This window comes from Ostreibacterium oceani (assembly GCF_009362845.1).
In the GTDB taxonomy this organism is placed as follows: Bacteria; Pseudomonadota; Gammaproteobacteria; order Cardiobacteriales; family Ostreibacteriaceae; genus Ostreibacterium; species Ostreibacterium oceani.
Genome location: NZ_WHNW01000002.1, coordinates 35,273 through 59,931, shown reverse-complemented (window position 1 = coordinate 59,931; position 24,659 = coordinate 35,273). Strand labels below are relative to the sequence as shown.

At 46.7% G+C, this 24,659-nt stretch carries 20 protein-coding genes; 8 read left to right on the top strand and 12 right to left on the bottom strand.

Features of this window, described 5'->3' with window-relative positions; genetic code table 11:
* Positions 1-30: 30 nt before the first annotated feature.
* The 3 genes from GCU85_RS01855 to GCU85_RS01845 all read right to left on the bottom strand — a co-directional run bounded on the left by GCU85_RS01855 (position 31) and on the right by GCU85_RS01845 (position 2,334).
* Positions 31-723 (bottom strand): glutathione S-transferase family protein, encoded by a 693-nt coding sequence (locus GCU85_RS01855; RefSeq protein WP_152808774.1) that lies wholly within the window; start codon positions 721-723, stop codon positions 31-33.
* Positions 724-872: 149 nt separating this feature from the next.
* Entirely contained in the window at positions 873-1,955 is a 1,083-nt protein-coding gene (locus tag GCU85_RS01850; protein WP_152808772.1) for a permease, read from the bottom strand.
* A gap of 43 nt (positions 1,956-1,998) precedes the next feature.
* Entirely contained in the window at positions 1,999-2,334 is a 336-nt protein-coding gene (locus GCU85_RS01845) for a metal-sensitive transcriptional regulator (protein ID WP_152808770.1), read from the bottom strand.
* Between the two features lie 369 nt (positions 2,335-2,703).
* Here GCU85_RS01845 and GCU85_RS01840 point away from each other — a divergent pair, with 369 nt between their 5' ends.
* The 3 genes from GCU85_RS01840 to GCU85_RS01830 all read left to right on the top strand — a co-directional run bounded on the left by GCU85_RS01840 (position 2,704) and on the right by GCU85_RS01830 (position 6,503).
* Positions 2,704-3,180, top strand: coding sequence for a flavin reductase family protein (locus GCU85_RS01840; RefSeq protein ID WP_152808768.1), 477 nt, complete (start codon positions 2,704-2,706; stop codon positions 3,178-3,180).
* The gene (locus GCU85_RS01835; protein WP_152808766.1) at positions 3,170-5,530 is read left to right on the top strand and encodes a Lon protease family protein; all 2,361 of its coding nucleotides are present in this window, start codon (positions 3,170-3,172) and stop codon (positions 5,528-5,530) included. The genes GCU85_RS01840 and GCU85_RS01835 overlap by 11 nt, the downstream gene beginning before the upstream one ends.
* Positions 5,531-5,648: 118 nt before the next feature.
* Positions 5,649-6,503, top strand: a complete 855-nt coding sequence (locus GCU85_RS01830; RefSeq protein ID WP_152808764.1) for an NUDIX hydrolase — start codon at positions 5,649-5,651, stop codon at positions 6,501-6,503.
* An 89-nt stretch (positions 6,504-6,592) separates the two neighbouring features.
* On the opposite strand, the gene GCU85_RS01825 is transcribed toward GCU85_RS01830, so the two are convergent.
* The 3 genes from GCU85_RS01825 to GCU85_RS01815 all read right to left on the bottom strand — a co-directional run bounded on the left by GCU85_RS01825 (position 6,593) and on the right by GCU85_RS01815 (position 11,752).
* Complete coding sequence (locus GCU85_RS01825; protein WP_152808762.1) at positions 6,593-9,841, bottom strand: efflux RND transporter permease subunit; 3,249 nt, start codon at positions 9,839-9,841, stop codon at positions 6,593-6,595.
* 39 nt (positions 9,842-9,880) lie between these two features.
* Positions 9,881-11,089 carry an efflux RND transporter periplasmic adaptor subunit gene (locus tag GCU85_RS01820; RefSeq protein ID WP_218110474.1) on the bottom strand — a complete coding sequence of 403 codons (1,209 nt, stop codon included), beginning with the start codon at positions 11,087-11,089 and terminating at the stop codon, positions 9,881-9,883.
* Between the two features lie 123 nt (positions 11,090-11,212).
* On the bottom strand, positions 11,213-11,752 hold the full coding sequence (locus GCU85_RS01815) for an adenine phosphoribosyltransferase (protein WP_152808758.1): 540 nt from the start codon (positions 11,750-11,752) through the stop codon (positions 11,213-11,215).
* Positions 11,753-12,124: 372 nt separating this feature from the next.
* Between GCU85_RS01815 and hemN the strand changes: the two genes are divergently transcribed.
* From hemN to GCU85_RS01795, 4 genes are all read left to right on the top strand, one after another.
* On the top strand, positions 12,125-13,531 hold the full coding sequence (gene hemN / locus GCU85_RS01810; RefSeq protein ID WP_152808756.1) for an oxygen-independent coproporphyrinogen III oxidase: 1,407 nt from the start codon (positions 12,125-12,127) through the stop codon (positions 13,529-13,531).
* Between the two features lies 1 nt (position 13,532).
* Positions 13,533-14,102 carry a D-sedoheptulose-7-phosphate isomerase gene (locus GCU85_RS01805; RefSeq protein WP_152808754.1) on the top strand — a complete coding sequence of 190 codons (570 nt, stop codon included), beginning with the start codon at positions 13,533-13,535 and terminating at the stop codon, positions 14,100-14,102.
* Between the two features lie 105 nt (positions 14,103-14,207).
* A complete protein-coding gene (locus GCU85_RS01800; protein ID WP_152808752.1) occupies positions 14,208-14,669 on the top strand; it encodes a tetratricopeptide repeat protein in 462 nt (153 codons plus the stop codon).
* Between the two features lie 33 nt (positions 14,670-14,702).
* Positions 14,703-15,056 (top strand): hypothetical protein, encoded by a 354-nt coding sequence (locus GCU85_RS01795; RefSeq protein ID WP_152808750.1) that lies wholly within the window; start codon positions 14,703-14,705, stop codon positions 15,054-15,056.
* 59 nt (positions 15,057-15,115) lie between these two features.
* On the opposite strand, the gene tsaB is transcribed toward GCU85_RS01795, so the two are convergent.
* Genes tsaB through lgt form a run of 6 tightly spaced genes read right to left on the bottom strand, consistent with a single transcriptional unit; the run spans position 15,116 to position 23,502 of the window.
* Positions 15,116-15,994 carry a tRNA (adenosine(37)-N6)-threonylcarbamoyltransferase complex dimerization subunit type 1 TsaB gene (tsaB, locus tag GCU85_RS01790; RefSeq protein ID WP_218110473.1) on the bottom strand — a complete coding sequence of 293 codons (879 nt, stop codon included), beginning with the start codon at positions 15,992-15,994 and terminating at the stop codon, positions 15,116-15,118.
* Between the two features lie 46 nt (positions 15,995-16,040).
* Positions 16,041-18,065 (bottom strand): ATP-dependent DNA helicase, encoded by a 2,025-nt coding sequence (locus GCU85_RS01785; RefSeq protein WP_152808746.1) that lies wholly within the window; start codon positions 18,063-18,065, stop codon positions 16,041-16,043.
* Positions 18,066-18,109: 44 nt separating this feature from the next.
* Positions 18,110-19,216, bottom strand: coding sequence for a tetratricopeptide repeat protein (locus GCU85_RS01780; RefSeq protein WP_218110472.1), 1,107 nt, complete (start codon positions 19,214-19,216; stop codon positions 18,110-18,112).
* Positions 19,209-21,869 (bottom strand): penicillin-binding protein 1B, encoded by a 2,661-nt coding sequence (gene mrcB / locus GCU85_RS01775; protein ID WP_152808742.1) that lies wholly within the window; start codon positions 21,867-21,869, stop codon positions 19,209-19,211. The genes GCU85_RS01780 and mrcB overlap by 8 nt, the downstream gene beginning before the upstream one ends.
* A 14-nt stretch (positions 21,870-21,883) precedes the next feature.
* Positions 21,884-22,678, bottom strand: a complete 795-nt coding sequence (gene thyA, locus GCU85_RS01770; RefSeq protein ID WP_152808740.1) for a thymidylate synthase — start codon at positions 22,676-22,678, stop codon at positions 21,884-21,886.
* The gene (lgt, locus tag GCU85_RS01765) at positions 22,675-23,502 is read right to left on the bottom strand and encodes a prolipoprotein diacylglyceryl transferase (RefSeq protein WP_152808738.1); all 828 of its coding nucleotides are present in this window, start codon (positions 23,500-23,502) and stop codon (positions 22,675-22,677) included. The genes thyA and lgt overlap by 4 nt, the downstream gene beginning before the upstream one ends.
* A 171-nt stretch (positions 23,503-23,673) precedes the next feature.
* Here lgt and GCU85_RS01760 point away from each other — a divergent pair, with 171 nt between their 5' ends.
* Complete coding sequence (locus GCU85_RS01760; protein WP_152808736.1) at positions 23,674-24,600, top strand: NAD(+) kinase; 927 nt, start codon at positions 23,674-23,676, stop codon at positions 24,598-24,600.
* The last annotated feature ends 59 nt before the right edge of the window (positions 24,601-24,659 follow it).

Here is a 24,659-nt window from a genome sequence, read left to right as displayed (position 1 = left end):
AGTAATAATATAGGATTAAAATTGATCGGTTTACAATGACGGGAAAGGATACGCAAACTCGATTCTGGCTTGTTTGATTTCTGGGTATTGTGCTTCCATCGCGATGATGGGCGCTACCGCACGGTGGCTAAGGATGCGCTGTATATACCGAGATAACAATGGCCAACGGTTTTCATCCAAACAAAATCCTGCTAACAGCCCAGCGTGCAAAGTGGCGCCAATCATAATGTCTGCAATCGAAAGCCCGTCAGGTGATAAAAATCCTTGTGGCGGTGCAATTGCCTCAAGCGTATCGCAAATTTGTGGGCCATGGGTTTGTAATGCGGGATGGACGATGTCGTGGTTAGGGGGTTCGTGGGTGTAGGTGGGAATGATGACGCGTTGATGCAATAGTCTCGCGCCAAAGACAATCATCATGGCACTATCGGCAAAGGCTTCTAGCTTGTTAATCCGATAAATATCGTCCGATTTGCTGGGGTATAATCCGTAGTCGGGGTAATGCTGATGGAGGAACAAACAAATTTCAGGCGATTCGGTGATGACTTTGCCATCGTAGACTAAGACGGGGACTTGGCCAGCCGCGTTAATCGGTGTGAGTCGTGCTTTTTCAGTAAAAGGATTGAGTGGGTCTAGCTCATAATCCACCCCAATGAGGTTGAGTGCCGCGAGAACTTTTTTTACATAGGGGGAGATTGGGTAGCCGATAACTTGGATGGGTTGCATAGTGAATTCGCTGGATAGGAATAGTGTTTGGAAACCATTATAACGTATCTGTCTGGATAGTAATAATCGTAATGCCCATAATGCGCATAATGCGAATACTTATGTTGTCCACGTCAATTCCCGTGATTGGTAAAAAGCAGGGGTTAGATTTAACCGCCGCCGTAGCTGACATTAATTAACCAAGCAACGAGGACAACCTGTGGCACCGTAATCAGCGGTAAAAATAGGGCGATTTTCCAGCTTTTGGTCGTGTCTTTTAAAATCATGACTTCGGTATAGTCGGTTGAGACACCTGCCATCAAAAAAGCGAACCCATTACCTGGTGAATTGGCGCGGGTAACGATATCGGCGGCAATTGGGGTCGAGCCTTCTGAGCAGACTTCGAGGACGGTAGCGACTGCGATGGTAATGATGAGTCCAATAAGTGTCGGGCCAAAATAGCGTTCAAATTGCGTTGGGTCGAATAGTGCACGAAGCAAGGCGGCTAGAAAAACACCAAATAACAACCAGCGTACGACCATTTTAGAATCACGGATACCGTTAAGCAATAGGGTTTTGAAGAAATCGGCGTTGAATTGGGTTTGTCGAAGCTGGCGTTTGGCTTGTGACCAAAACTTAAAATCGGTGGGTAACACCACATCAGCAGGGTTTTTGGGCAAAATGCCTGCGTGAACAAAGCGGTCGAATACCCAGCCAGTAATAAACCCAATGAGCATCGATAGCGCAATAAACACCATCGTCCATTTAAAACCAATCAATCCAATCAAAATGAGTGTTAGCGAGAACGAGTTCCAAGGGCTGGCGAGTAAAAAAGCCATGACTTGCCCTGCGCTTGCGCCGCGTTCGTAGAGTTTGACACCGACCATCAAAATACCATGCGAGCATAAATCAAGCAAAACGCCCGCAGCGGTTGCGCGAAACAAGCCGCTAACACTGCCACCTCGGCCGAGAATGGCCATAACAAATTCACGGGGAACTTTAGATAAAATGCCAATAAAAATCGCACCGATGGCAACCCCCCACCACATCGCATGGATCATTTGGTGTGCGGTATGCGCCATCGTATTTAGCCAGTCAAATTTAGCAACAAAATCGGGGAACAAGATACCGAGGAAATAAAGCGTACCAACAGCAATGAGGGAGAACCAAAATAACAAATCAAAGCGCCTAATGCCTGACGGTTTTTTGCCTGAATTATTGTTGTTGCTATGACAGCACGAATGGTTAGTCATGGTAATGCCTCGTCTTGTTTTATGTGTCTATTTTTTTATGGGGTTATTCGTATTTTTTGAGCAGAATGATGAGCTCTTCAATCTTTTGTTGTACATCGTTTGCGTCTTGTTGGCAGGCGCTATCTAGGCACTGTCGCATGTGGGTGGATAAAATGGTCAGTTCAATGCTTTTGAGTGCACTTCTTGCCGCTTTGAGCTGCGTGATGATATCGACACAGTAGCGTTGGTCTGAAATCATGCGCTTGATGGCATCGACCTGACCACTTACACGGTTGAGTTTGGGGATTTGCGCGTGATGGCTAGGGTGTTGCTGCGGCGCTAAGCTGGGCTGATACTCTGGCTGATGATGGGGGTGCTGATCGGGGTGTTTGTTTGGCATGATGTGGTTTCTAGTGTGGTTTTTTAGTTGTCGGTTTTGGGTTTTTTATATACCCCTGTAGGGTATATGATTTGGGTGCGAAAATCAAGGGGAAATAAGGTAAATGAAAGTAAAATATGGTCAAATGAAGGGCGAATGAAGGACAAATTTGGCTTTGACGTGACTTTGGCGTTGTTGTGTACGGTCGAATTCGATACAATAGCGACACGAGGAAATAATCTCAGTCGTTAGTTAACGCTAAATACAACAGAGAGATATTTTGGGGTTGATAAGGTCGTTTACCCAAGTGATTCGGCATGTCTGAGTTTCTTGGTGTAATCCCAACAAAATTAACGGTAATTTGAGACTGAATTTTAAATAGGCGGGTTGATGACAACAGAGATTTTTAAGCAGGCACTTGGGCGATTTGCAACTGGGGTTTGCGTCGTTAATTTTTTGGATGGTGATGTCGCTGAGGGCGTGACAATTAGCGCCTTTTCTTCGCTGTCGCTAGCCCCACAAAAAGTACTATTTTGTCTGGGTAATCAGGGCAAATCACAGCAACGATTCCAGCAAGTTGATCGTTTTAGTATCTCGATTTTGACAGCGGAACAGACGGTGCTGGCGTATCAATTTGCTGGTGAAAGCCGCGATGGTATTGAATCACAATTAATGACCGTTGACGGCTTGCCTGCTGTGCGTGATGCATTGGCAGTGCTGGTTTGCGCTAAAGGGGCTAGCTATCCCGAAGGCGATCACGATATCGTGATCGGTGACGTCCAGCAAATTGTATTAGGTGATAGTCAAAAAGCACCGCTTTTGTATTATCGTTCGACCATGAGTGAGGGGCCGATTTATGAAACATGAAACTTTTCGAGTCAGTGATGATGCCTTGTATTGGCAGGTTAATCCAGAAGATTTTCCATTTAATACGACCAAAGATATCAAGCCAACCTTGCAGGTTTACGGTCACGATACGGCAAAATCTGCATTGGCCTTTGCGATTGAGTGTGAAGCGCCAGGGTTTAATGCTTATGTGCGCGGTTTGTCTGGTGCAGGACGCAAGACGCTGGTTAAAAAAGTGTTGTCTGAGATAAAACCTAGAAAACGCCGTTACAAAGATTACTGTTATGTGCATAATTTCCAACACCCGAATGCCCCGAGATTAATTACTTTAGAGGGCGGTTACGGCAAGTTATTTAAGCAAATGATGTGTGCCTTTGCCGATTATGTGGTGAATGATTTACCCAAAACATTCAATGGCGATGCCATCCGTCAGCAACGAAAAGCCGTAGAGGAAAAGACCAATCAACGCGTCGCTGAAATCTACCGACCACTAGAAGAAAAACTGGCGGCGGTGGATTTGGCATTAGCCAATGTTAAGCAAAATGGTCAAATGCGCATGGTGATTGCGCCGACCTATGAAGGTCAGATTGTCTCTAATGAAGAGGTTATCCAGCTACTACAGCAAAAAAAAATCAGCCAGTCTGATGTCGACAGTTTTAACGAAAATATTGACCGTTATCAAGAGATGCTTATGCAAGCCGCTGAGGCAGCTAACGAAGAAATTGAAGCCAGTTTTGCCGACATCCGTCAAATTGATACAACATTTGCGCGCGAACAATTAAGCGGCTATTTAGACGCGATTTCTAAAAAATTCACGCACGCGGATGTGGATGCCTATGTAGACGAGATTGTTGATGATTTTGTGCAAAATATCTTGCACAGTAATAACAAATCGCTAGATGTCGCCAATCTTTATGGGGTCAATATCTTGAGTAGCCATGAAAGCAACCAAGTGGCACCTGTGATTTTTGAGAGCAGCCCAACGCTAACTAATTTATTGGGCTCGGTGGAAAGCGAAGGAAAGCTCCCCCCATATGCCAGTATTAGCGCAGGCTCGTTGTTAAAAGCGGATGGTGGATTTCTGATTATTGAGGTCGATGAGGCGCTTGCTGAAAGTGGTACGTGGGCAACGATTATGCGCACTATCCACTCAGGCAAGCTGAGTATTGCATTTGAAGATCAGTTAAATGGCCGTCCAGCCGTTATTCGGCCTGACCCGATTCCGCTCGATGTCAAAGTGATTTTGATTGGCTCTCATGAGCGTTTTTATCAATTAAAAGCGTATGAAGCGACCTTTTCTGATAATTTTAAAGTGCTCGTTGATTTAGACACCGCGTTAACCCGACAGGCCGATAGTTTTTTGCAGTACGCACAAGTCGTTCGCAAAGTCGTTGACCAAGAGGGGCTTCTGCACTTTGACAAAACGGCGATTGCGCAGCTAGTCGAGCACGGTGCGCGTCTGAGTCAATCCAAAGATAAAATTTCAGCGCGATTTGGTCGCGTGATGGATACGGCAAGAGAAGCCAGCTATCTGGCCCAAAAAGCCGATGCGGATATGGTTACGAAGCAACACATTGTCGCCGCCATTCGCGCCAAAAAACACCGCGAATATGCACCCGCCAAAAGATTTTATGACTACCTATCCAGTGGTACGATTATTATTGAAACAGCGGGTGAGCGCGTCGGTCAAATTAATGGGCTTGCCGTGGCTAAGGGCGGCGGCATTTCTTATGGATTTCCTGCGCGAATTACAACAACGATTGCACCAGGCAAAGCCGGTATTATTAATATCGAAGAAAAAGCCGATTTGTCAGGCCAAATTCATACCAAAGGCGTGCAAATTTTGGGTGGTTTGCTGCGGTATTTGCTAAAACCTGACCATGCGATTGCTTTTTCTGCCTCGATTGCATTCGAGCAAAGCTACGGCGGTATCGATGGTGATTCTGCATCGGGTGCCGAGGCGTGCTGTTTGCTGTCGGCGTTGACCGATATGCCAATCAAACAAAGCCTTTCCATCACAGGAGCCATAGACCAATTTGGCAACCTACAAGCGATTGGCGGCGTTAACGAAAAAATCGAAGGATTTTATGATTGTTGCCAATTTGATGAATTAACGGGGAATCAAGGGGTGATTATCCCCGCCACGAATGTCGGTGAGTTGATGCTACGTGATGATGTTGTGCGCGCGTGTCGCGAAGGCAGGTTTCATATTTATGCGGTTGACCATATCCTTGATGCCTTTGCGATTTTGACGGATTCGCTATCGTGTAAAGCGCAGTTTTTGCATCAAACAACACACGACACCGATACGGTATTGGTCAAAGCTAGCGATAGACTAAAGGCACTTTGTCAACAATCGACGAATGGGTGAGGTTGGTCGTGATTCGGTATCCACAGTCGTTGATAAGTCAGTCGCTAAAAAGTGATTCGCTAAAATGTCAGTCGGTAAAAAATCAGTCGGTAAAAAATGATTCATCAGGTTGATATTGATGGCATTAATTGATCGGCTCTACGAGGTGAACCGCCGTATCCCCAAACGGCAATATTATCCGCTGTTCGTTAATGGCACCAAAGTCGGCCAGGTTGATGTGCAATTATTGGATGCCTTGAAACCGCCTTTGTTTTGTATTGATAACGCATTCAAAACGGTGAATATGAGCTTTGCCTCTGAATCCTGTCATCAGTTTGAGGATGAGCTTGCGGATTTTTTTGTGGATTTTTTTGCGCATCGTGGCTTATCAGGCTGGCGTGATGAACGCTATGCGGTTAAGGCTTGTCATGGTTCGCCCACCTTGTTTTTGTTAGAGCGGGCGGCTTTGTCTTATCTAGGTATTACTGGGTATGGCGTGCATGTCAATGGCTATGTAAAAAAGTCGGACGGGATTCATATGTGGGTGGCAAAGCGTGCTAGCAATAAACCGACCTCGCCTGGCAAGTATGATCAAATCGCCGCAGGTGGTCAGCCGCACGATTTGTCGGTCTGGGAAAATATGATCAAAGAGTGCCAAGAGGAAGCCAGCATCCCAGAATGGCTCGCTAAAACAGCGGTGCCTGCTTCAGCGATTAGCTACCGCTATGATCTGCCTATTGGGCTGCGCCCCGATGTGATTTTTAATTATGACTTATGCCTGCCTGCGGATTTTGTGCCAACGGTCAACGACGATGAGGTCGAATCTTTTATGTGTGTGCCGATACACGATTTACTGGATTGGGTCGCGGGTACACAGGATTTTAAATTCAATAGTGCCGTGGTTATTATTGATTTTGCGATACGTCACGGGTTAATTGGGCCTGAACATTCTGATTACTTGCGCTTGCAACAGGGTATGTATCAGCCCCTGTAGTAACCGCTGTAGTAACCGCTGTCGCCGTATTGGTCTTTTTTGGCGCTTTATAGATTGGCGCTTTATTGGGCGGTTGTTGCTAGGGTGTGTTATTTAAGGGGCGTTGATTGTGCTGCTGTTGGTTGTGCTGCTGTTGGTTCTTTCGGGGTATTTTCGCTCGCTTCAAAAAATAAATGACGGACATCGTTTAAAATAAAATACAATGTCGGCACGAGTATCAACGTAATTGTAGTGGCAAAAATAATGCCAAAGCTGAGCGATACCGCCATCGGGATTAAAAATTGTGCCTGAAAAGAAGTCTCAAGCAGCATCGGTAATAGCCCCGCACAAGTCGTGACGCTAGTGAGGATGATGGGGCGAAATCGCCGAACGCCAGTCATGCGAATGGCTTCATATAGTGAAGCGCCCTCGCTGCGATAGAGTTGTATCGTGCTGATAAACAATAAAGAATCATTAACGACAACGCCCGATAAAGCAATGATTCCAAATCCTGACAGCATTGATAAATTCATGTCCAAAATCAAATGACCTAAGATCGCACCAATGATACCAAACGGAATGACCGACATGATAATGAATGGCTTACTGTAAGATTTAAGCGGGATAGCAAGTAATACATAGATAGAAACAAGCGAGACAATCAGACCAACGAGCATCGATTGTTGTGATTTTGCGTTTTCTTCGCCTTCGCCGCCCATTTGGTAAGTCAGGCCATAACGATCGACTAAGTCGGGTAGAAAACCCAGCGTAAGTGAAGATAAAATCTCATCGGTGTTGGCAATCGATTTATCGACATTACCATAAATGCTGACTTTGCGTTGACCGTTGATATGTTCGATATTGCTGGGGCTACTACTAAATGATAGGCTGGCGACACGTTCGATGGGGATTTGGCGTCCATCGGTCGTGCGAATATTTAAATGGTAAAGGTCTGATAGGCTACGACGGGCTTCTCGCGGGTAACGTACAACCACACGGGTTTCTTCTTTACCACGCTGAACGCGTTGCGCTTCGCGGCCAAAAAACGCATCGCGGACAGCGGTGGCGACTTGTGCGCGGCTGATACCATAGATTTCGGCTTCGGGTTTTAGGTCAATTTTGATTTCTTTGTCGCCCGTGTCAAAATCAGACCGAATATCACCGACGCCTACAAACGTGGCTAGTTTGTCGCTAAGCGCCTCACTGGCTGTGCGTAGGGCAGTATCGTCTTCGCCAATCAAGTTAATTTCTATGTCAGCGCTGCCAAACCGTTGGCGTGCCGAAAAATTAATCGATTTGGCACCTTCAATCGCGCCAACGACTTGGCGCCATTCATTCGCGATAGTCTGTGCATCAATGGTTCGGGTTTCATTGCCTGCAAGCCCTGCAAAGATTGAAAAAGTGGTATCACCTTGATTGTAGGCAGAAATGCGAGTGACGTTGGGCGCGCTTAATCCCAGTCTGTCGACCAGCTGTTGGTCAGCGGTGCGTAAATCTTCGCTGGCTTTGTGCATGGCGGCAAAGGTATAGTCGACATTGGTGTTGGAATCCATTTCGACGGTTAAACTAATCGTTTGTGACTCGACATTAGGGAAAAAGGATTGGCGAATAACCCCGCCTTTTACGAGTCCAATACTCAGAATAAGCAGGGCAATAAAAAATAAGAGACAAAAATAACGGTGGGTTAAAGCATGGGTGAGTAGTGGTAGGTAGAGTTTTTCGATAAATTGCTCAAAGCCGTGTGCGGTGCGTTGTTGGATACGTTCCCAAATGGGTCGATTGTTGTCGGGCTTCGTGGGTACACGGATTGGGTGTAGGTGCGCGGGCAAAATCAGTTTAGACTCCACTAGCGAAAATAACAGACAGAAAACCACCACAAACGCGATTTGCCCGAGCAAATTCCCCATTCGTCCGTCGATAGTGGTAAGGGGTAAAAAGGCGGCTACCGTTGTCAGCACCCCAAAAGTCGCTGCCGTAGAGACACGCGAAACACCGTTGATGGTGGCAAAGGGTGTGTTGTTTTCACGTTTTTTTTGTGTATAAATACTCTCTCCAATAATAATGGCATCATCAACGACAATGCCTAATACGAGGATAAAGCCAAACAGGCTAAGCAGGCTGATAGAAATATCAAATAATTGCATTAGGATTAACGCGCCACAAAACGAGACAGGAATCCCAACTGCGACCCAAAAAGCAAGCCGCAGATTGAGAAATAGCGTCAACAATAAAAAGACCAACAACACGCCAGTTAAAGTGTTGCGAACAAATAAATCAATTCGGTCCCGCACGTACTCGACGCGGTTGTTCCAAAGCCCCATTTTAACATTGGGTGGTAGGGTGGACTCAAAATCTGCGGTGATGGCTTTGACGGCCTTATCCGCTTCGATGACATTACCGTCGCGGTCGTTGAAGACGCGTAACGAAATACTCGGCTGACCATTAAATAACGACAGCGTATCTTGTTCGACAAATCCATCGTTAATGTGGGCGATGTCACGCAAGTAGGTCATGCCGCCTTCGGGGCTGCTGCGCACGATAATATTGGCAAAATCGTCCGCTTGGTAGGCTTGATTTTGGATGCGTAAAGTGACGCTACCTTGGCTGGAGTCGATTTGACCTGTCGCGAGGTCAAATGAATTATTGGCAATGGCACTGGCAATTTCTGCCAGTGTGAGTTGGTATTCTTTGAGCGTGGTTTCGCTAACTTCGATGGCGATTTCATCATCGCGACTGCCGCGTAGAGAAATACCTTTGACGTAGGGGTTTTCTAACAAACGGTCTTTTAAGCGCTCGGCCTCCCTTTTTAATACGCGTTCTGACGCATCGCCATATAGGCTAACCCAGACAATACGGTTTTGGAAGTCTTCTTTGGCGACGATGACGTTTTCAACCTCTGCTGGCAAGCCGTTAATGGCATCAACACGAGACTTGAGGGACTCATAGAGCTCATCAATGTCGTAATTTAGCTCGGCGGTTACGGTGATAATCGCGCTGCTTGATGTGCTGACTGACGTGGTTTTTTCGACGCCTTGAACGGTATCGATGGCCTCTTCGATTTTGTTGGTAATGCCTGCCTCTACATCTTCAGGCGTTGAGCCGTTGATGCTGGCGGTAATGGTGACTGTCGTTGGCGGTAATGAAGGAAATGCTTCTAACCGCAGTTGGGTGGTCATGCCGAATAGCCCAAAAAAACCGACCATCGATAATCCTGTCAGCAAAATACCGAGCATTAATAAATTAGCCGATACGGGGTTGCTGATAAACCAAGCAATAATGGGGTGCTGTTGCTGAGACTGTGGCAATTGGCTAGGGGTTTGATTCGGGGCTTGGCTAGGGGAGCGGTTAGGTGGTTTCATAACGAATAGTTCATTGAAATAACGAATAGCACAGCACGGTTACTGGGTATCATGGGTAGTTTGTCCATCAGCGGGCGTATTGGGTTGGTCTGAGTTGGTTGCTGAGTCTGGTTCTGAGTTTGGTGCTTTGCGGTTAGACTCAGGTAGTGGCGAGTTCGTTTGCAGATTGTCGGGGTTATTATCGTTATCGACACTGCTGTCGGGATTATTATCGACAACCGCTAAGTCAACGCTAAAGGCATCTTTGGGCAAGGCAATCAATCGTGTTATTGGTGCTTCGAAAGCAACCAACGTGTCGTTGCTTTGTTGAAAAATGAGACGAACAGGTACTTTGTCAATACGGCTGTCGGGCTTTATTTGCCAAACAAATGCATTGTCGACAATGGCGGTATTTGGTATCCATGCGGTATCTGGGTAGCGTTTGCCCGCGATTGACATGTGGACAAAGCTGTCTAAGCGTAGCGGTGTTGGGTTTGCATACGGTGCGGCAATATCCAGATAGACATTAATGGTGCGGTTTTGTGCATCAAATGCGGGTGCGATACGGTCGATTTGGGCGTTAAAGGTTTCGCCAGTGACCGTATCGGTGATTTTAGCCGTGCTACCTATGCCATCGATGTGTTGAATTTGCGCAGGATTGAGTGCGGCAGTCGCTGTGAAGGTACTGGTGTCAACCAGTTCGGCGAGTGCCGTGCCAGTATTGATGATTTCGCCAAGGTTGGCGTGTTTAGCGGTGATAACGCCATCAAAGGGGGCGGTGACGTTTGTGCGTGCGAGATTACGCTCGGCAAGTTTGATTTGTGCTTTGGCATTAGCAATGTCAGCTTGGGCTTGGGCAAGCTGGGGTTTGCGTTGGGCCAATTCATTACCGGTGATACCAAGCCGACTGATATCACGCTCGGCCTGTTTGGCGCGCGCTCGTTCTTCGGCATATTGGCGTTCGGCGCTGGCTAATGCGGCTTTGGCGGCAAATAGGGCGGCACGATAGTTGGTTTCCTCTATGGTGAGTAAGGGTTGTCCTGTTTTGGCGATTTCACCAATGGCTAAGGTATCTGCGATTTGTTCAATTTTGCCACTGACTTCGGCGCTGATGACCGCCCGATTTTTGGCGCGGACAAAGCCTTGTGTCTCGATAGTCACCGCATTATCGGTTAGGGTCACGGGTAGGCTGTCGACAAAGATAACAGGCGCTGGCTTTGCCACAGATTCGGGTGGTTTTTTTTGACTAATCATATAGTTGCTTGCCATTATGGCGCCTACAACGAATAATAGCCCCAAAATAATAAAAGGGAGTCGTTTCGGGCGGTACTTCGGTTGAGTTGGTGGTGGCGAGTCAGTCATAAGTGTTTTTAGGATGTTTTTTAGGGTGGTTTAATAGTGTTTGAGCGCGTGGACGATGGTGTTGGGGTGTTGTGATTGGATTCGTTGTTGTCCCCCCAAGGCATCAATTGACATGACAAATAAACACGCAACCACATTCGCACCCAACGACTGCAACAATGCCACGCTTGCAGCGACTGTGCCACCAGTTGCAAGCACGTCATCCACGATGACGATACGCTTACCAGCGACAATGTCATCACGGTGGATGTGCAATTCATCGGTGCCATATTCGAGTTCATAATGCGTAAAAGCCGTTTGTCTCGGTAATTTCCCTGGTTTGCGAAGCGGTAAAAACCCCACCCCTAAGCGATACGCAAGCGCGGGGGCAAACATAAATCCTCTGGCTTCTGGGCATACCAGTTGATCGGGCTGTAGATTGTTTTGGGTGCAGTAATCCGCCATGGCGTCAATGACTTGTTGGTATGCAGCTGCATCAGCAATCAAGGGGGTGATGTCTTTGAAATCTACGCCAGGCTTTGGGTAATCGGGAATGTGTAAAATATAGTCGTGCCAAAATTTTGTTTGCATGCGTTCTCTGGTGTAGTTGTGCTGTTGTTAGGCTACTATTAGGCTACTTTAGGTCTTTATTAGTGTCTTGTATTAGTGTCTTTACTGGGGCTTTATTAAGGTAGCGTTTCAAGACAGTGCTTAAGGCAGTGTTGGTGGCAGTGTTGGCGACCCGTGCCGAACGATAACCTGACTTAGCAGAATGTATTATAGCGAAATAATGCAAAAATAGCATACGATTGCATGAATTCCCGATGACAATGGCAATATCGTTACAAAAAACAAGCGCGAATCTGCTAAAATAGCAAATTATAGTCTAGCCCAGCGCAAGTGCCAGTCCAGGGCAAATGGCTTAGCAAAAAACGAAAAATAAAAATTATAGGCATAATTACGATGAAATCACCCCACGAAAGCACTGCTGTCTTTGACCAGTCATTAATCGAAAAGTATAGCGTACAAGGACCGCGCTATACCTCATACCCCACGGCAGTTGAATTTACCGAAGCCTTTGATCATCAACGCTTTACCGCGCTCGCCATTGAGAGTAACGCCAGTCAACGCGACTTGTCGCTCTATGTGCATGTGCCGTTTTGCGATACGATTTGTTATTTTTGTGCGTGTAATAAGATTATAACCAAAAACAAAACCCATTCGGCGCCGTATTTAGATTATGTGGAAAAAGAAATGCAGCACGTTGCGTCACTCATTGATGCTGATCGTAAAGTGGTTCAATTGCATTGGGGTGGCGGTACACCGACTTTTTTGACGACAGAGGAGCAATGGCGTCTGACGAACATGTTTCGCCAGTATTTTAATTTTGCGACAGACGATGAAGGGGAGTTTTCGATTGAAATTGACCCACGAACGGTGACCGAGCAAAGCATTGCTGACCTGCGCGAAATGGGCTTTAACCGATTGTCGTTTGGTATCCAAGATTTTGACCCCAAAGTCCAAATCGCGGTCAATCGAATTCAAAGTTACGAATCAACCAAACTCATCATCGAAGCAGGGTATACCAATGGATTTCATTCGATTTCGGTTGACTTGATTTATGGTTTGCCATTTCAGAATGTTAAGAATTTTGAAAAAACGGTAGATAAAATTATCGGGCTATCGCCTGATCGTATTGCGGTTTTTAACTACGCGCACTTGCCACACCTGTTTAAAGGGCAAAAGCAAATTCTCGACAAAAATTTACCTAGCCCTGCCGAAAAACTGGCGATACTAGAAATGACGATTACAAAGCTGATAGATGCAGGCTATGTTTTTATTGGGCTGGATCACTTCGCTAAACCTGACGATGCGATGGCGCTAGACCAGAAAGTGGGCCGCCTGTATCGGAATTTTCAGGGCTACTCGACGTTTTCTGAGTGTGATTTGTTCGGGTTTGGTATGAGTTCTATCTCGATGGTCGGCAATAGCTATTCACAAAACGATAAAAATAAAGACAGTTACTACGAACGCTTAGATGCAGGGCAGCTGCCGACGGTGCGTGGGGTCGAATTATCAACAGACGATGTGATTCGACGCAAAGTCATTACCGAAATTATGTGCAATATGCGGCTAGATTTTGATGCCATTGGTGCGCAGTTTGGCATTGATGCGAATCAGTATTTTGCGCAGGAAAAACAAGCGTTAATCGCTTTGGCAGCGGATGGTCTGCTCACGCTAACCGAGCATGGTTTTGTGGTGTTGCCGCCAGGGCGTTTGTTGGTGCGTAATATTTGTATGGTGTTTGATGCCTATTTGCCGAAAACACAAGAAAATACGCAAGAAAAAACCTTTTCAAAAGCAATCTAATATGTTGTCACTAAAAGAAAAAATTGCATCGCATATTGCAGTATTTGAGCAATTAGCGACCATTGAACAGCCGATTGATGCGGCGGCGGCATTGATTCAAACCTCGTGTTTGGATGGAAAAACAGTGTTTGTCTGTGGGAATGGTGGTAGTGCGGCGGATGCACAGCATTTTTCGGCAGAACTGACAGGGCGTTATGTCCTCGATAGACCTGCTTATGCAGGGGTTGCCTTAACCGTTGATACCTCGGCATTAACAGCGATTGCCAATGACTATGGTTATGCACAGGTGTTTGCTCGGCAGCTTGATGGGCTTGCGAAATCTGGTGATGTGTTGGTTGCTATTTCTACGTCTGGTCATTCAGCCAATATCATGGCAGCGGTGGAAGTCGCCAAGAAAAAGCAAATGCAGACTATCGCTTTATTAGGCCGTGATGGTGGACAATTGGCATCGGTGGCGGATATCTCGATTGTGGTGCCAGCCTATGAAACCGCGCGTATTCAAGAGGCGCATAGTTTTATTTTGCACTACTTTTGCGAATGGCTAGAGCCTTTGCCAGCGATTACAGATTGAGTCAGGTTTGCCTTATTTAATGCCAGTTGCCCTGACTATGTGGAACAATCCTGCGGCTCAATCCTGCGGTTTAATTTTAATCAACCAATTCATATGTGATCTGTTATGCCAGAATTAGCTATTCAAGAAATCGCCGCGTTACGTGCGGTATTTAATAATCTGCAAATCATGGCCGTGGTGGCAATTATTTTGTTGATGATTGTCAGTTATGCATTGTTTAAAAATACGTTGTCGATTAATCGCTTGCAGGCGAGTATTCAGCGTGATGAAATGGCATCTAATGAGCAGTTTAATGTCGATTATGCCGATCGGTTGTTCGATAAAGGGGAAATCAAAACCCTGAGTGAATACTGTGAACAGTACTTAGACGATAACCCCAATAGTGTCCATGTCCACTGGTATTATGCGCTAGCGCACTACAATACGGGTGACTATGAGGCGGCGCGAAATCATTTTGAAAATGTAATTAAAATCAACCCACTATGGAAAGACGGTGCAATGGTCTATTTGCAAGAGATTGCCAGCAAAGCGGGGCGTAATAAAACGCGTGATAATCGATTGCATTGATGCGGGCTGATTATCAACAGCAAGGTAAACAAGATGAAAATTAAAGACTTTTTATATCGGCATGTCGTCATTGCCTTTGTTTTATTAGTCCTTGCGGGGCTTAGTTTTGGTGCGTTGACGGTGAATCTGTTTCAGCTGGTTTCTGCCAATTGGGCGTTTATTTCGGCACATGGCTGGCTCGCGTTAAAGCTTGGTGCATTGGCACAACTGTTTGAATTACTTTTTCTCGGGTTATTGGCGATGGGGTGTTTTGTCGTATTCAAGCTCTGCGAAGGTGCTGTTACCGCCCGTTTAGGTGATATGAAGCTGCCGAGTTTTCGCCGTTCTCAATCTCGTTCTCAGCCTCATTCTCGGCCTCATTCGCGGTCAAACAAAGACAAGCGCTAGCCTGTTTAGATCCCATGTGGCTTGCTTAATTTTACCTGAAGCGGTATTTGTTTTTGCATTTAGTAGGTGACGTTGTTTCGAAGGTAAACGGGCGAAAATTCAGCCGCTGAAACAGTCGGGTAACGCCCTGTTTTGGCAAGCAATACAAGGTCTTTTGCGTGTGGGTAAATAATCGAGCAAGGGATGCCACCGTTTGCTGCAATCACCTCGGCGTATTCGAGTAGCGCGGTGCCCGCGATGGTATGCCCTGAAATCGTTTTCTCTGAAATGGTGTTCCCTGAAACGGTGTTCTCTGAAATGCGGGTAACGCTTTTCCCAGCAAGGCCTTCTTTCCCAGCAAGGCTTTCGTCAGTTGGCGTTTCATGATTGGGCGTGTCGCCATTTGTCCCGGCATCCAATCGGCAGACTTGCGCGGGCGTTGTGATGATGAAATCAGGTGTTATTTCGGTAGCAGCGCTATTTCTGTTGGTGTCAAAATTGCCATTAATATGGGTGTCAATATGCGTGTTAATGGCTGCTGTGCGACGTTTGAATTGTGCTGCATAAATTTCGCCCATGCGCGCATCAAGCATAACACTGACGTGCTCTGCGGCAGTGTCGGTAAAAACGGCTTGCGCCAAAATGCTAAGCGAACAAATGGGGATAATCGGAATGTTTTGTCCGTAGGCAATACCTTTGGCGACGCCAGCGCCAATACGTATGCCAGTAAAGGCGCCAGGACCTTGGCTGATAGCCACATAATCCAAGTCATTGACCGTTAGTTGGGCCTCTGCCAATAACGCTTCAATCATCGGAATGAGTGCTTGGCTATGCCCGCGTGGCGTGTCAATCAATTGAAATGATAGGGTGTTATTTGCCCATAAAGCCACTGAGCAAGCAGAAGTACACGTTTCAATCGCAAGAATAGTGGCTGCGTTTAATGATGGGTTTGGTGTCATAAGCCGATTCGGAAGTTGATTTATAAGCCGTTTAGAGTAATGGGGTTTAATGGAGTTTTTCTGAAATAAATTGATAGAGTGCCGCCTGGTCCACGACCTTAATTGGGGGCAATGATTCGCGTAAACGTTTGCCATAGGATTGTGTCACGAGTCGTCTATCGCCGATAATTAACACGCCTTTGTCTTGCTGGCTACGAATCAGTCGACCAGCGCCTTGCTTTAGCAGAGTGGCAGCCCGTGGAATGTAGCATTGCTCAAAAGCATTGCCGCCTTGATTTTTGATGTAGTTGGCTTGTTCTTGGACAAACGGATCGGCAGGCGAAGGAAATGGAATTTTGTCTAGCATCACGCATGACAAGGCCGCGCCCTGTATATCGACGCCTTCCCAAAAACTAATCGTACCGAGCAAGACGGCATTATCGCTGTGAATAAACGCATCGATTAATTGGGTTTTGGGCTGATCCCCTTGGACAAAGACGTTAAAATCACTGGTTTGAAACAACGCTGCTGCCTCGTGCAAAGCGCGGTAACTGGTAAACAGCATGAAGGTACGTCCCTTTAAGGCGGTAATAATCGGCAGCGCAGCGGTGACAAATGCGCTGGTGTATTGCGCTTGCCGTGGCTCGGGTAAATCATCAAAAATATGTAAAACGGCATGATTTTCGTAGTCAAACGGTGAATGAACCGTCAGCGTTGCGATGTCGCGGGGTAACCCCAGTGCATTTTGATAATAGTCAAAAGTCTCATTGACGGAGAGCGTTGCTGACACAAAAATCCAACTATCGGCGTAGTTTTGCATCATCTGATGGAAACGATTGCCTAGATGAATGGGCATTTTAGAGGCGCTGAATCCGTGTTGAAACCATTCAAGCAGCGAGACAGAAGGGCTTTGATCTGTGTCATTAGTGGCTTGATTGTGGTCTGTTTGGCTATGGTCTGTTTGGCTATGGTCTGTTTGGTTGCGCTCTGTTTGCTTGCGGTCTGTTTGCTTGCCGTTTGCAAAAACGATTTTGATGCGATGCGCAATAAGCTGCATCCGTTCAAATAATGGCTGTAGTGCTTCGTGTTTGGTTGATAGCGTCTGGACTTCATCCATCAACGCTTTGAAATCTTGCATTAACGTTTTGAATGCGGCGTAGCTGGCGCTAGATTGCTTAAGCTGTCCGAGCAACATTTGCCCTGTATTGTCTGTCGTGCAGAGTGCGTCAGTCAGTGCTTGCAATGCATTATCTAGTTTATTGATGGCTTGCGTAAAGGTATCTTGTGTCTTGGTTGATTGGTTATAAGCTGCGTTTAAATCCTTGAGTAGTTCATTGAGTTGCGCGGAGGTTATTTTCTCTGCAAAGGCCTCCGTCGCGATTTTGTTGAGGTGGTGCGCCTCGTCAATCACGACAATGTCGATTTCAGGGAGAATTTCAGCAAACCCCGTTTCTTTTAAAACGGCATCCGCCATTAATAACGCGTGATTGGCGATAACCAGATCACTTTTTTTGGCTTTTTCTCTGACTTTTTGGACAAAGCAGCGGTCATATTTAGGGCATTCGCTTCCTAGGCAGTTGTCAACGGTTGACGTGATTCGGCTGCGTAGCCCGATATCATCGGCTGCAAAAGTTACAATTTCGCTTAAATCGCCGCTGGTTGTTTTTTCTGACCATTCACGGATGGTTTGTAATTGCTGGTATTGCTTTTTATTCAGCGCCGTTGCGGTTTGCGCGGTTTGCTCAAAACGATAAGGGCATAAGTAGTTGTTTCGCCCTTTTAGCAAGCAGACGGCGATTTTACGGTTGAGTAGTTTTTCGACGACAGGCAAGTCTTTGAAAAAAACTTGGTCTTGCAAATGCTTTGTTGCCGTTGAGATTAAACACTTTTTTTCGGCAAGCAGTGCTGGGATGAGATAGGCAAATGTCTTGCCAATGCCAGTGCCTGCCTCCGCGAGTAAGTGGTTTTTTTGCTTAATGGCTTGCTCGATTGCAGCGGCCAGCTCAATTTGTCCTTCGCGTTTTTCGAAATGCGAAAGGGCAGCCGCTAGGCTGCCCGAATGAGCAAAATGCTGTGCGGCATTTGTTACCAAGGTAATGACTCAGGTGTGATAACTCAGGTGTGATAACGCAGGCGTTAGAAAGTCGCTGCTTTTTTTGCAGCCGCTTCTGCACCCGTCGTGTTACCCGATGCCTTGCGAGCATTGGCTAGTAATGTCCAGATTTTTTTGGATAATTCATTCGATTTGGATGTATTAGCAGCGCGGCTGGCAAATGATTCGGCTTGGCGGTACTGACCTTGGGCGTAACGAATTTGGGCAATGTCATAGAGAATTTTAGCATTGCTTGGCTCAATACGATGGGCGCGTTCCAGTGAAGCGGCTGCTTTGTCATATTCGCCTGCATCGACTTGGTTACGAGCATCCTCTAGTAAGGTTCTAATCGCGGATCCAGGTCGCTGTGGGGCGGTATTTGCAGCGGTATTTGCAGCGGTATTTGCGGCTGCACTGGCTTGGTCAGTCGATTGGGTGTTACTCGTGTTGGCGCTGGTATTTGTCGTGCCAGTCGTATTCGTGTTTGATACCGCGTTATTGACGGCAGAGGTTGCATTGGTTGTTGCATCATTTACCCTGTTTGTCGCTGCCTGAGCGGCATTGTTTGCCGTGTTAGTTGCCGTGTTGGTCGCAGCATTTGTCACTGTGTTGGTCACATTATTGGCTGAATTAACGGCATTGTCTACGGTGTTTTGGGTCGTATTGCGCGCGGCATCGACTGCATTTTGCGATTGGCTTAGGGCTTCTGCACCTGTTCTGACTCTAGGGTCGTTGATGGCTGCGTTTGTCGCGCTTTGTGTCGCGTTGTTAGCTGCGTTTTGGGCGCTGTTACTTACTTGATTGCCCAATTGATTCGCCGTGTTTTGCGCTTGATTTTGTGCTTGGTTTAGCGCTTGCGTGGCGTTTTGTGCGGTATTTTGCGCAGCGTTGGTATTGCTCGGTCTAACGGGGTTGCCATAAGGATTTTGACGGCTACTGTTTAATCCGCTCCCTGCTTGTTCTATGGCATTGCCTGTGTTGCGGTTTTCAATCGCGGTGGATGCGGGGTTTAGCGATGCCGGTGGTGTCGTGTTGCCGCCAGTTTTTTGTGTGACACTCGAATAAACAGGTGCTTGTGCATTGCCATATAGTGAGCAACCTGACAACGCAGTGATGCTGGTAAGTAATAATATTGATACGTGTTTAATCATTGAATCCTCCACGGCCTCTAAACGAGTTTTCTGAATTTTGCTGGGTTTGGCGACGATTTTGTTGGTTGTTGTTTGGGTTTTGCTGTGTTTCATTTTGCGGCTGATTATACCATGAATTTCCCTGGGATTGGTTTAAGTTTGGCGTTGATTGTGTTGGATAATCAAATCCCTCAGTGAAAAATTCATCATCGAAGTCATTTTGTGGTTCTGGTGGGCGGTAGCAGCTGGTGTAAGTGGTAGGTTCGCTACCAAATAAAAAGGGTAAAGTCGCCGATTTGCGGCTGTCGCGGCAGTCTGACGTCATGCGAAGCCCGTTACTTAAGTCAACTTCAATGGATTCGATGCCATCGGGTGCGGTAATATTTAATGGTTTTAGTGGCAAGTCTTTCATAACGTCCATCCACACGCGCATCGCCCCCGAGCTGCCCGATAGGCGCATTTGTTTGTTGTCATCATTGCCGACCCAAACCACGTTGAGGTAGTTGCCAGAAAAACCAGCAAACCAGCTGTCGCGGTAGTCATCGGTCGTTCCTGTCTTGCCAGCGATATTGAGTTCTTGCGGGATTTTATCTGCCAAGCGTACCGCTGTGCCTCGGGTGACGGTCTCTTGCATGGCCTTGATAATGAGGTAGTGAGGTGCTTCATAAATGACTTTGACGCTTTCCATCGGAAAGCGGCGAATCGGTTGGTCATAGGCATCAGTGATGCTACTAATCACACGCAAGGGCATGCGATACCCACCATTGGCGAGTGTTTCATAAATTTGTGCGACTTCAAAAGGGCTCATTGCCACGGTGCCAAGGACAATCGATGGGAATTCGGGCAGACCAGGACGTGCGCCAAGGTCTTGCAGGCGACCGATAATGTCGTTAATGCCGATGTCCAATGCGATACGTGCTGTAGGGATATTATGCGAATGCACTAGCCCATCAATCAGCAATACATTGTTTTGATTTTTTCCTGTGTAGTTTTTCGGCTCCCAAGTATAGTCGCCCGTTTGATAGGTCAACGGCGAATCATCAATTGGTGTAGCGAGGTTATAGCGCTCAGGGTATTCAAGCGCTGCGAGATAAACCACTGGTTTTAGCAGTGAGCCAGGCTGGCGCTTGGCCTGTATTGCACGGTTAAAACCGCGAGTTTCGTTATTGCGGTCACCGACAATGGCGACGACTTCAGCGGTAATTGAGTCGACAATGACAGACGCTGCTTGCAAAAAGTTTTGTTCCATGCCGTGGCGTTCTTCTAACGCATCTAACCCTTCTGCGATTGATTTTTCGGCTTCTTCTTGGATAATCGGGTCCAGTGTGGTGAAAATATTTAACCCTGAGGCCAGTTGTTGGTTATTATACTGTTCGTCAATTTCACGGTAGACGACCTGTAAAAAACTATAATAACGGTCGGTTTCGCGGCGCTTCGTGCGCTCAAGTATATCCAAGGGTAAGCTTTTGGCTAGGGTCGCTTCGTTTTCAGCGAGTAAGTTTTGGCCTACCATCACATCTAAAATAATTTCGCGGCGTTTTTGCGCGTATTCTGGGTTGCGGTACGGGTTGGCTCTGCCAGGTTCGCGCACGAGCCCGATGAGCATGGCGATTTGGTGGACGCCGAGTTCGCTGAGTGGTTTGCCAAAGTAATGCTCTGCGGCCAGTCCAAATCCATGAATGGCACGTTTGCCGTCTTGGCCGAGGTAAATCTCATTGAGGTAGCCTTCGAGGATTTGTTGCTTGCTGTAGTTTTTTTCCAAAATAATTGCCATGATGGCTTCTTTGACCTTGCGCGAGATACGTCTTTCGCTGGTTAGATAGTGGTTTTTGATGTATTGTTGGGTGAGGGTACTTGCGCCTTGAGAGGCTTGCCTGTTTTTGACTGCTTCAAAGACGGCGCGCATGATGCCCTTGGGGTCTATGCCAAAGTGCGACCAAAAACGTCTATCTTCGGTCGCAATAAGTGTGTCAATCAGAATTTCAGGCGTTTCATCTAAGCTAATTAGGCGACGGTCTTGTCCATGTGTCGGGTAGATAGAGCCGATAAGCAGCGGTTCGATACGGGTAATGGGGATGGTGGCTAAGGTATCCATGTCGATTAAATCGGTGATTTTATCGTCGGTAATACGAACGCGAATAAGCTGCTCAGGCTCTATTTCATCCCAAAACCCAAAGGCACGCTTATGGATTAAAATTTCATTGCCGTCAATATGGTAGGTCCCTGCGGTGCGTACCGCTGGATCGGCGGTATAACCCAAGTAGCCGAGTTCTTTGACGAGATTGGCCAGTTTTAAATCGCGCGAATGGTACAAATCCAACGGGCGTGCATACACGCGCGAGGGCAGCTCCCATAGTGAGCCAGCAAAAGCGTCTTCGCTGAGGTTGTATTCTTTGTCTAGTTCGATTGCATATAGCCACAAGCCAAAACACAACACCGCAAATAACGCAACACCCGAATAAAAACACAGATAAAACAGCTTAATCAGCATGGGCTGTTTTTTTAAGTCAGGTTGTTTTGTCGGGTTGTTTTTTTTGCGCTGGTTACGGGTGGGTTTGTCCGTGGGCTTATCCGTTGTCTTATCCGATGATGGCGGTATAGCCTCATTGTGCATGGCGTTATTGTGCGTGGTCTTGTCGCGGTCGGCTTTTGTTTTTTTCTTTTTAAAGAACATAATGGACGGCTCAGCTAGACGGCAACAGGGGCGCTAATATGGGGGTGTGATTGATAATCTTCAATCGCAAAATCCTCGAATCGGTAGTCGAATACGCTATCGGGTTTGCGCAGAATACGCAGCGTAGGTAAGGCTTTGGGTGCGCGCTGACGCTGTAATTCGGCTTGTTCGAGATGGTTGTTGTAGAGATGCACATCGCCACCTGTCCAAATAAATTCACCTGGCTCGAGACCGCAAACGTTTGCAAACATCTGTGTGAGCAGGGCGTAGCTCGCGATATTAAATGGCACACCCAAAAACACATCACACGAGCGTTGATAGAGCTGACAGGATAGTTTGCCATTGGCTACGTAAAATTGAAAAAGCAGGTGGCAAGGCGGCAACGCCATCTCGTCAATCGCTGAGACATTCCATGCGCTGACAATCATACGCCGCGAATCAGGGGTGTGTTTGATTTGTTCGATAACTTGGCTGATTTGATCGATGGTAGAGCCGTCTGGGTTTGGCCAGCTACGCCATTGTTGTCCGTAAACAGGGCCTAAATCACCGTTGGCGTCTGCCCATTCGTTCCAAATCGAGACACCGTTTTCGGTTAGGTAGGCGATATTGGTATCGCCGTTTAAAAACCAAATCAATTCATGGATAATCGAGCGGATATGGAGTTTTTTGGTCGTCAGTAGTGGAAAGCCTTGTGCCAAATCAAAGCGCATTTGATACCCAAAAACACTGCGTGTTCCTGTGCCTGTTCGGTCAGTTTTGTCGCAGCCATTGTCGAGAATATGACTAAGTAAATCAAGATATTGTTTCATTTGCGATTAGCGCTAGATGGATTGATGTTAGATGGGGTTGTGTTAGGTAGATTAGGGCGTGTTGGTTTGAGTAATAAATATAGGCCAATGGCAATCATGGGCAAGGTTAATAATTGCCCCTGTGTAAACCAATCGAATGCAAGGTAACCAATATGCGTATCGGGTTCGCGGAAAAACTCGACAAAAAAACGAAACACGCCATAGCCGCATAAGAATGCACCGCTTAGTTTGCCTAAGGCAGGCTTCATTTTACTATAGGCGACTAAAATAATAAACAGTAATAATCCTTCTAGTCCTGCTTCGTAGAGTTGGGTTGGGTGTCTGGGTTGTGCGTCAGCGGTTGGGAAGACCATACCCCAAGGCACACTAGTGGGCTTGCCCCATAGCTCGAGGTTGATAAAATTACCGATGCGTCCAAAGAATAACCCAATCGGAAAGACAGGGGCGACAAAATCGGTCACCGAAAGCCAGGATTTTTTGTGCTTATAAGTGAATAAAAAAGTCGCGACCATTACTCCCAATAGCCCGCCATGAAACGACATGCCGCCTTCGGTTATTTTGAATAAATAGAGCGGATTATCCAAAAAACGCTCGAATTGATAAAATAAGACATAGCCAATGCGTCCGCCCAAAATAACACCCAAAATAGCATAGGTGAGTAAGTCGCTGACTTGGTCTTGGGTCCAGTCGGGCATATGTCGCGCTTGGCGCTTGGCAAACCAATAACCTAACAAAAAACCAACCACGTACATCAGACCGTACCATGTGGGGCCAACATTGCCAATAGTAAACAGGTAAGGGGATATAGTCGGTAATTCAATCATCGCAGCACGTCATTCAAACAAAGTATCGAATTATACACAAAATTGGGCGCAAGTCTGTGTCGGCTCAATGAAAATTTTTATTATTCTCAGCAAATACGGGACGCTATTTGGTTTATGGGGTAAATAGGCTACAATGTGGGTTTGTATTTAGATAACGTCTAGTGATATATCATGACTCACAATCAAACGAATGGTGATGGAAATTGTTCATTTAATGCCGTCGGGATTATTGGCAAACTCGGTGAAAGCGATATTTCGGAGACTATTGGCCAAGTCATCGCCGTACTGGAATTGACGCAATGCATTATCTATTTAGATGCGGCAACGGCATCCTCTTTTCCGCAGTATCGCCAAGACAGTCGTCACTATATTGTCTGCCGTGAGTCGCTGGTTGTGCAGTCAGATTTGATTATCACGATTGGCGGTGACGGCTCATTTTTGGCGGCAGCGCGATCAGCGTTGGCGGCGGATAAGCCGATTACGGGGGTTAATATGGGGCGCTTAGGGTTTTTGACCGATATATCGCCTTTGGAAGTGCCGACCGTGCTACACCAAGTGCTGTTGGGTGCGTATCAACACGAGGCGAGAACGGTCTTGTTTGCGGCGGTTGAACGTGGTGGTGAGGTTATCTCGACGCATACCGCAATCAATGATGTGGTTATTCATAAACGCCGCATGGCACGGATGGTAGAATTAGATGTGTATTTAGATGACTTATTTTTGTCATCGTATCGGGCTGATGGGTTGATTATTTCTAGCCCGACTGGCTCTACGGCGTATGCCTTATCGTCGGGCGGGCCGATTTTGCAGGGGCATTTGAATTCGTTGGTTTTGGTGCCGATTTCACCGCATACACTGACACACCGCCCCATTGTGATTGCCGCCGAGACGATGCAGCGCATTGAAGTCTGTGAAAATAACGACAATAACATTCAAATTACCGTCGATGGGCAAGAGGAAGTGTTGTTGGAAAAAGGCGATAAAATTTTTATCACCCAGCATGCAAAGCGGTTAAACATCTACCATCCGCAAAATTACGATGGGTTAAAGCGCCTGCGAGAAAAATTGGGCTGGGGCAGTGCGCCACAAAATACGTAATAAAATACTGAACCGATAGTCGGCAGTATTTGGGATTTAGCGTTTGAGCAGTTAGGGTA

Excerpts from the sequence above, each read along its gene's own strand:
- GCU85_RS01855 (WP_152808774.1), bottom strand. The coding sequence starts at position 723 with ATGCAACCCATCCAAGTTATCGGCTACCCAATCTCCCCCTATGTAAAA.
- GCU85_RS01850 (WP_152808772.1), bottom strand. The coding sequence starts at position 1,955 with ATGACTAACCATTCGTGCTGTCATAGCAACAACAATAATTCAGGCAAA.
- GCU85_RS01845 (WP_152808770.1), bottom strand. The coding sequence starts at position 2,334 with ATGCCAAACAAACACCCCGATCAGCACCCCCATCATCAGCCAGAGTAT.
- GCU85_RS01840 (WP_152808768.1), top strand. The coding sequence starts at position 2,704 with ATGACAACAGAGATTTTTAAGCAGGCACTTGGGCGATTTGCAACTGGG.
- GCU85_RS01835 (WP_152808766.1), top strand. The coding sequence starts at position 3,170 with ATGAAACATGAAACTTTTCGAGTCAGTGATGATGCCTTGTATTGGCAG.
- GCU85_RS01830 (WP_152808764.1), top strand. The coding sequence starts at position 5,649 with ATGGCATTAATTGATCGGCTCTACGAGGTGAACCGCCGTATCCCCAAA.
- GCU85_RS01825 (WP_152808762.1), bottom strand. The coding sequence starts at position 9,841 with ATGAAACCACCTAACCGCTCCCCTAGCCAAGCCCCGAATCAAACCCCT.
- GCU85_RS01820 (WP_218110474.1), bottom strand. The coding sequence starts at position 11,089 with ATGGCAAGCAACTATATGATTAGTCAAAAAAAACCACCCGAATCTGTG.
- GCU85_RS01815 (WP_152808758.1), bottom strand. The coding sequence starts at position 11,752 with ATGCAAACAAAATTTTGGCACGACTATATTTTACACATTCCCGATTAC.
- hemN (WP_152808756.1), top strand. The coding sequence starts at position 12,125 with ATGAAATCACCCCACGAAAGCACTGCTGTCTTTGACCAGTCATTAATC.
- GCU85_RS01805 (WP_152808754.1), top strand. The coding sequence starts at position 13,533 with ATGTTGTCACTAAAAGAAAAAATTGCATCGCATATTGCAGTATTTGAG.
- GCU85_RS01800 (WP_152808752.1), top strand. The coding sequence starts at position 14,208 with ATGCCAGAATTAGCTATTCAAGAAATCGCCGCGTTACGTGCGGTATTT.
- GCU85_RS01795 (WP_152808750.1), top strand. The coding sequence starts at position 14,703 with ATGAAAATTAAAGACTTTTTATATCGGCATGTCGTCATTGCCTTTGTT.
- tsaB (WP_218110473.1), bottom strand. The coding sequence starts at position 15,994 with ATGACACCAAACCCATCATTAAACGCAGCCACTATTCTTGCGATTGAA.
- GCU85_RS01780 (WP_218110472.1), bottom strand. The coding sequence starts at position 19,216 with ATGATTAAACACGTATCAATATTATTACTTACCAGCATCACTGCGTTG.
- mrcB (WP_152808742.1), bottom strand. The coding sequence starts at position 21,869 with ATGTTCTTTAAAAAGAAAAAAACAAAAGCCGACCGCGACAAGACCACG.
- thyA (WP_152808740.1), bottom strand. The coding sequence starts at position 22,678 with ATGAAACAATATCTTGATTTACTTAGTCATATTCTCGACAATGGCTGC.
- lgt (WP_152808738.1), bottom strand. The coding sequence starts at position 23,502 with ATGATTGAATTACCGACTATATCCCCTTACCTGTTTACTATTGGCAAT.
- GCU85_RS01760 (WP_152808736.1), top strand. The coding sequence starts at position 23,674 with ATGACTCACAATCAAACGAATGGTGATGGAAATTGTTCATTTAATGCC.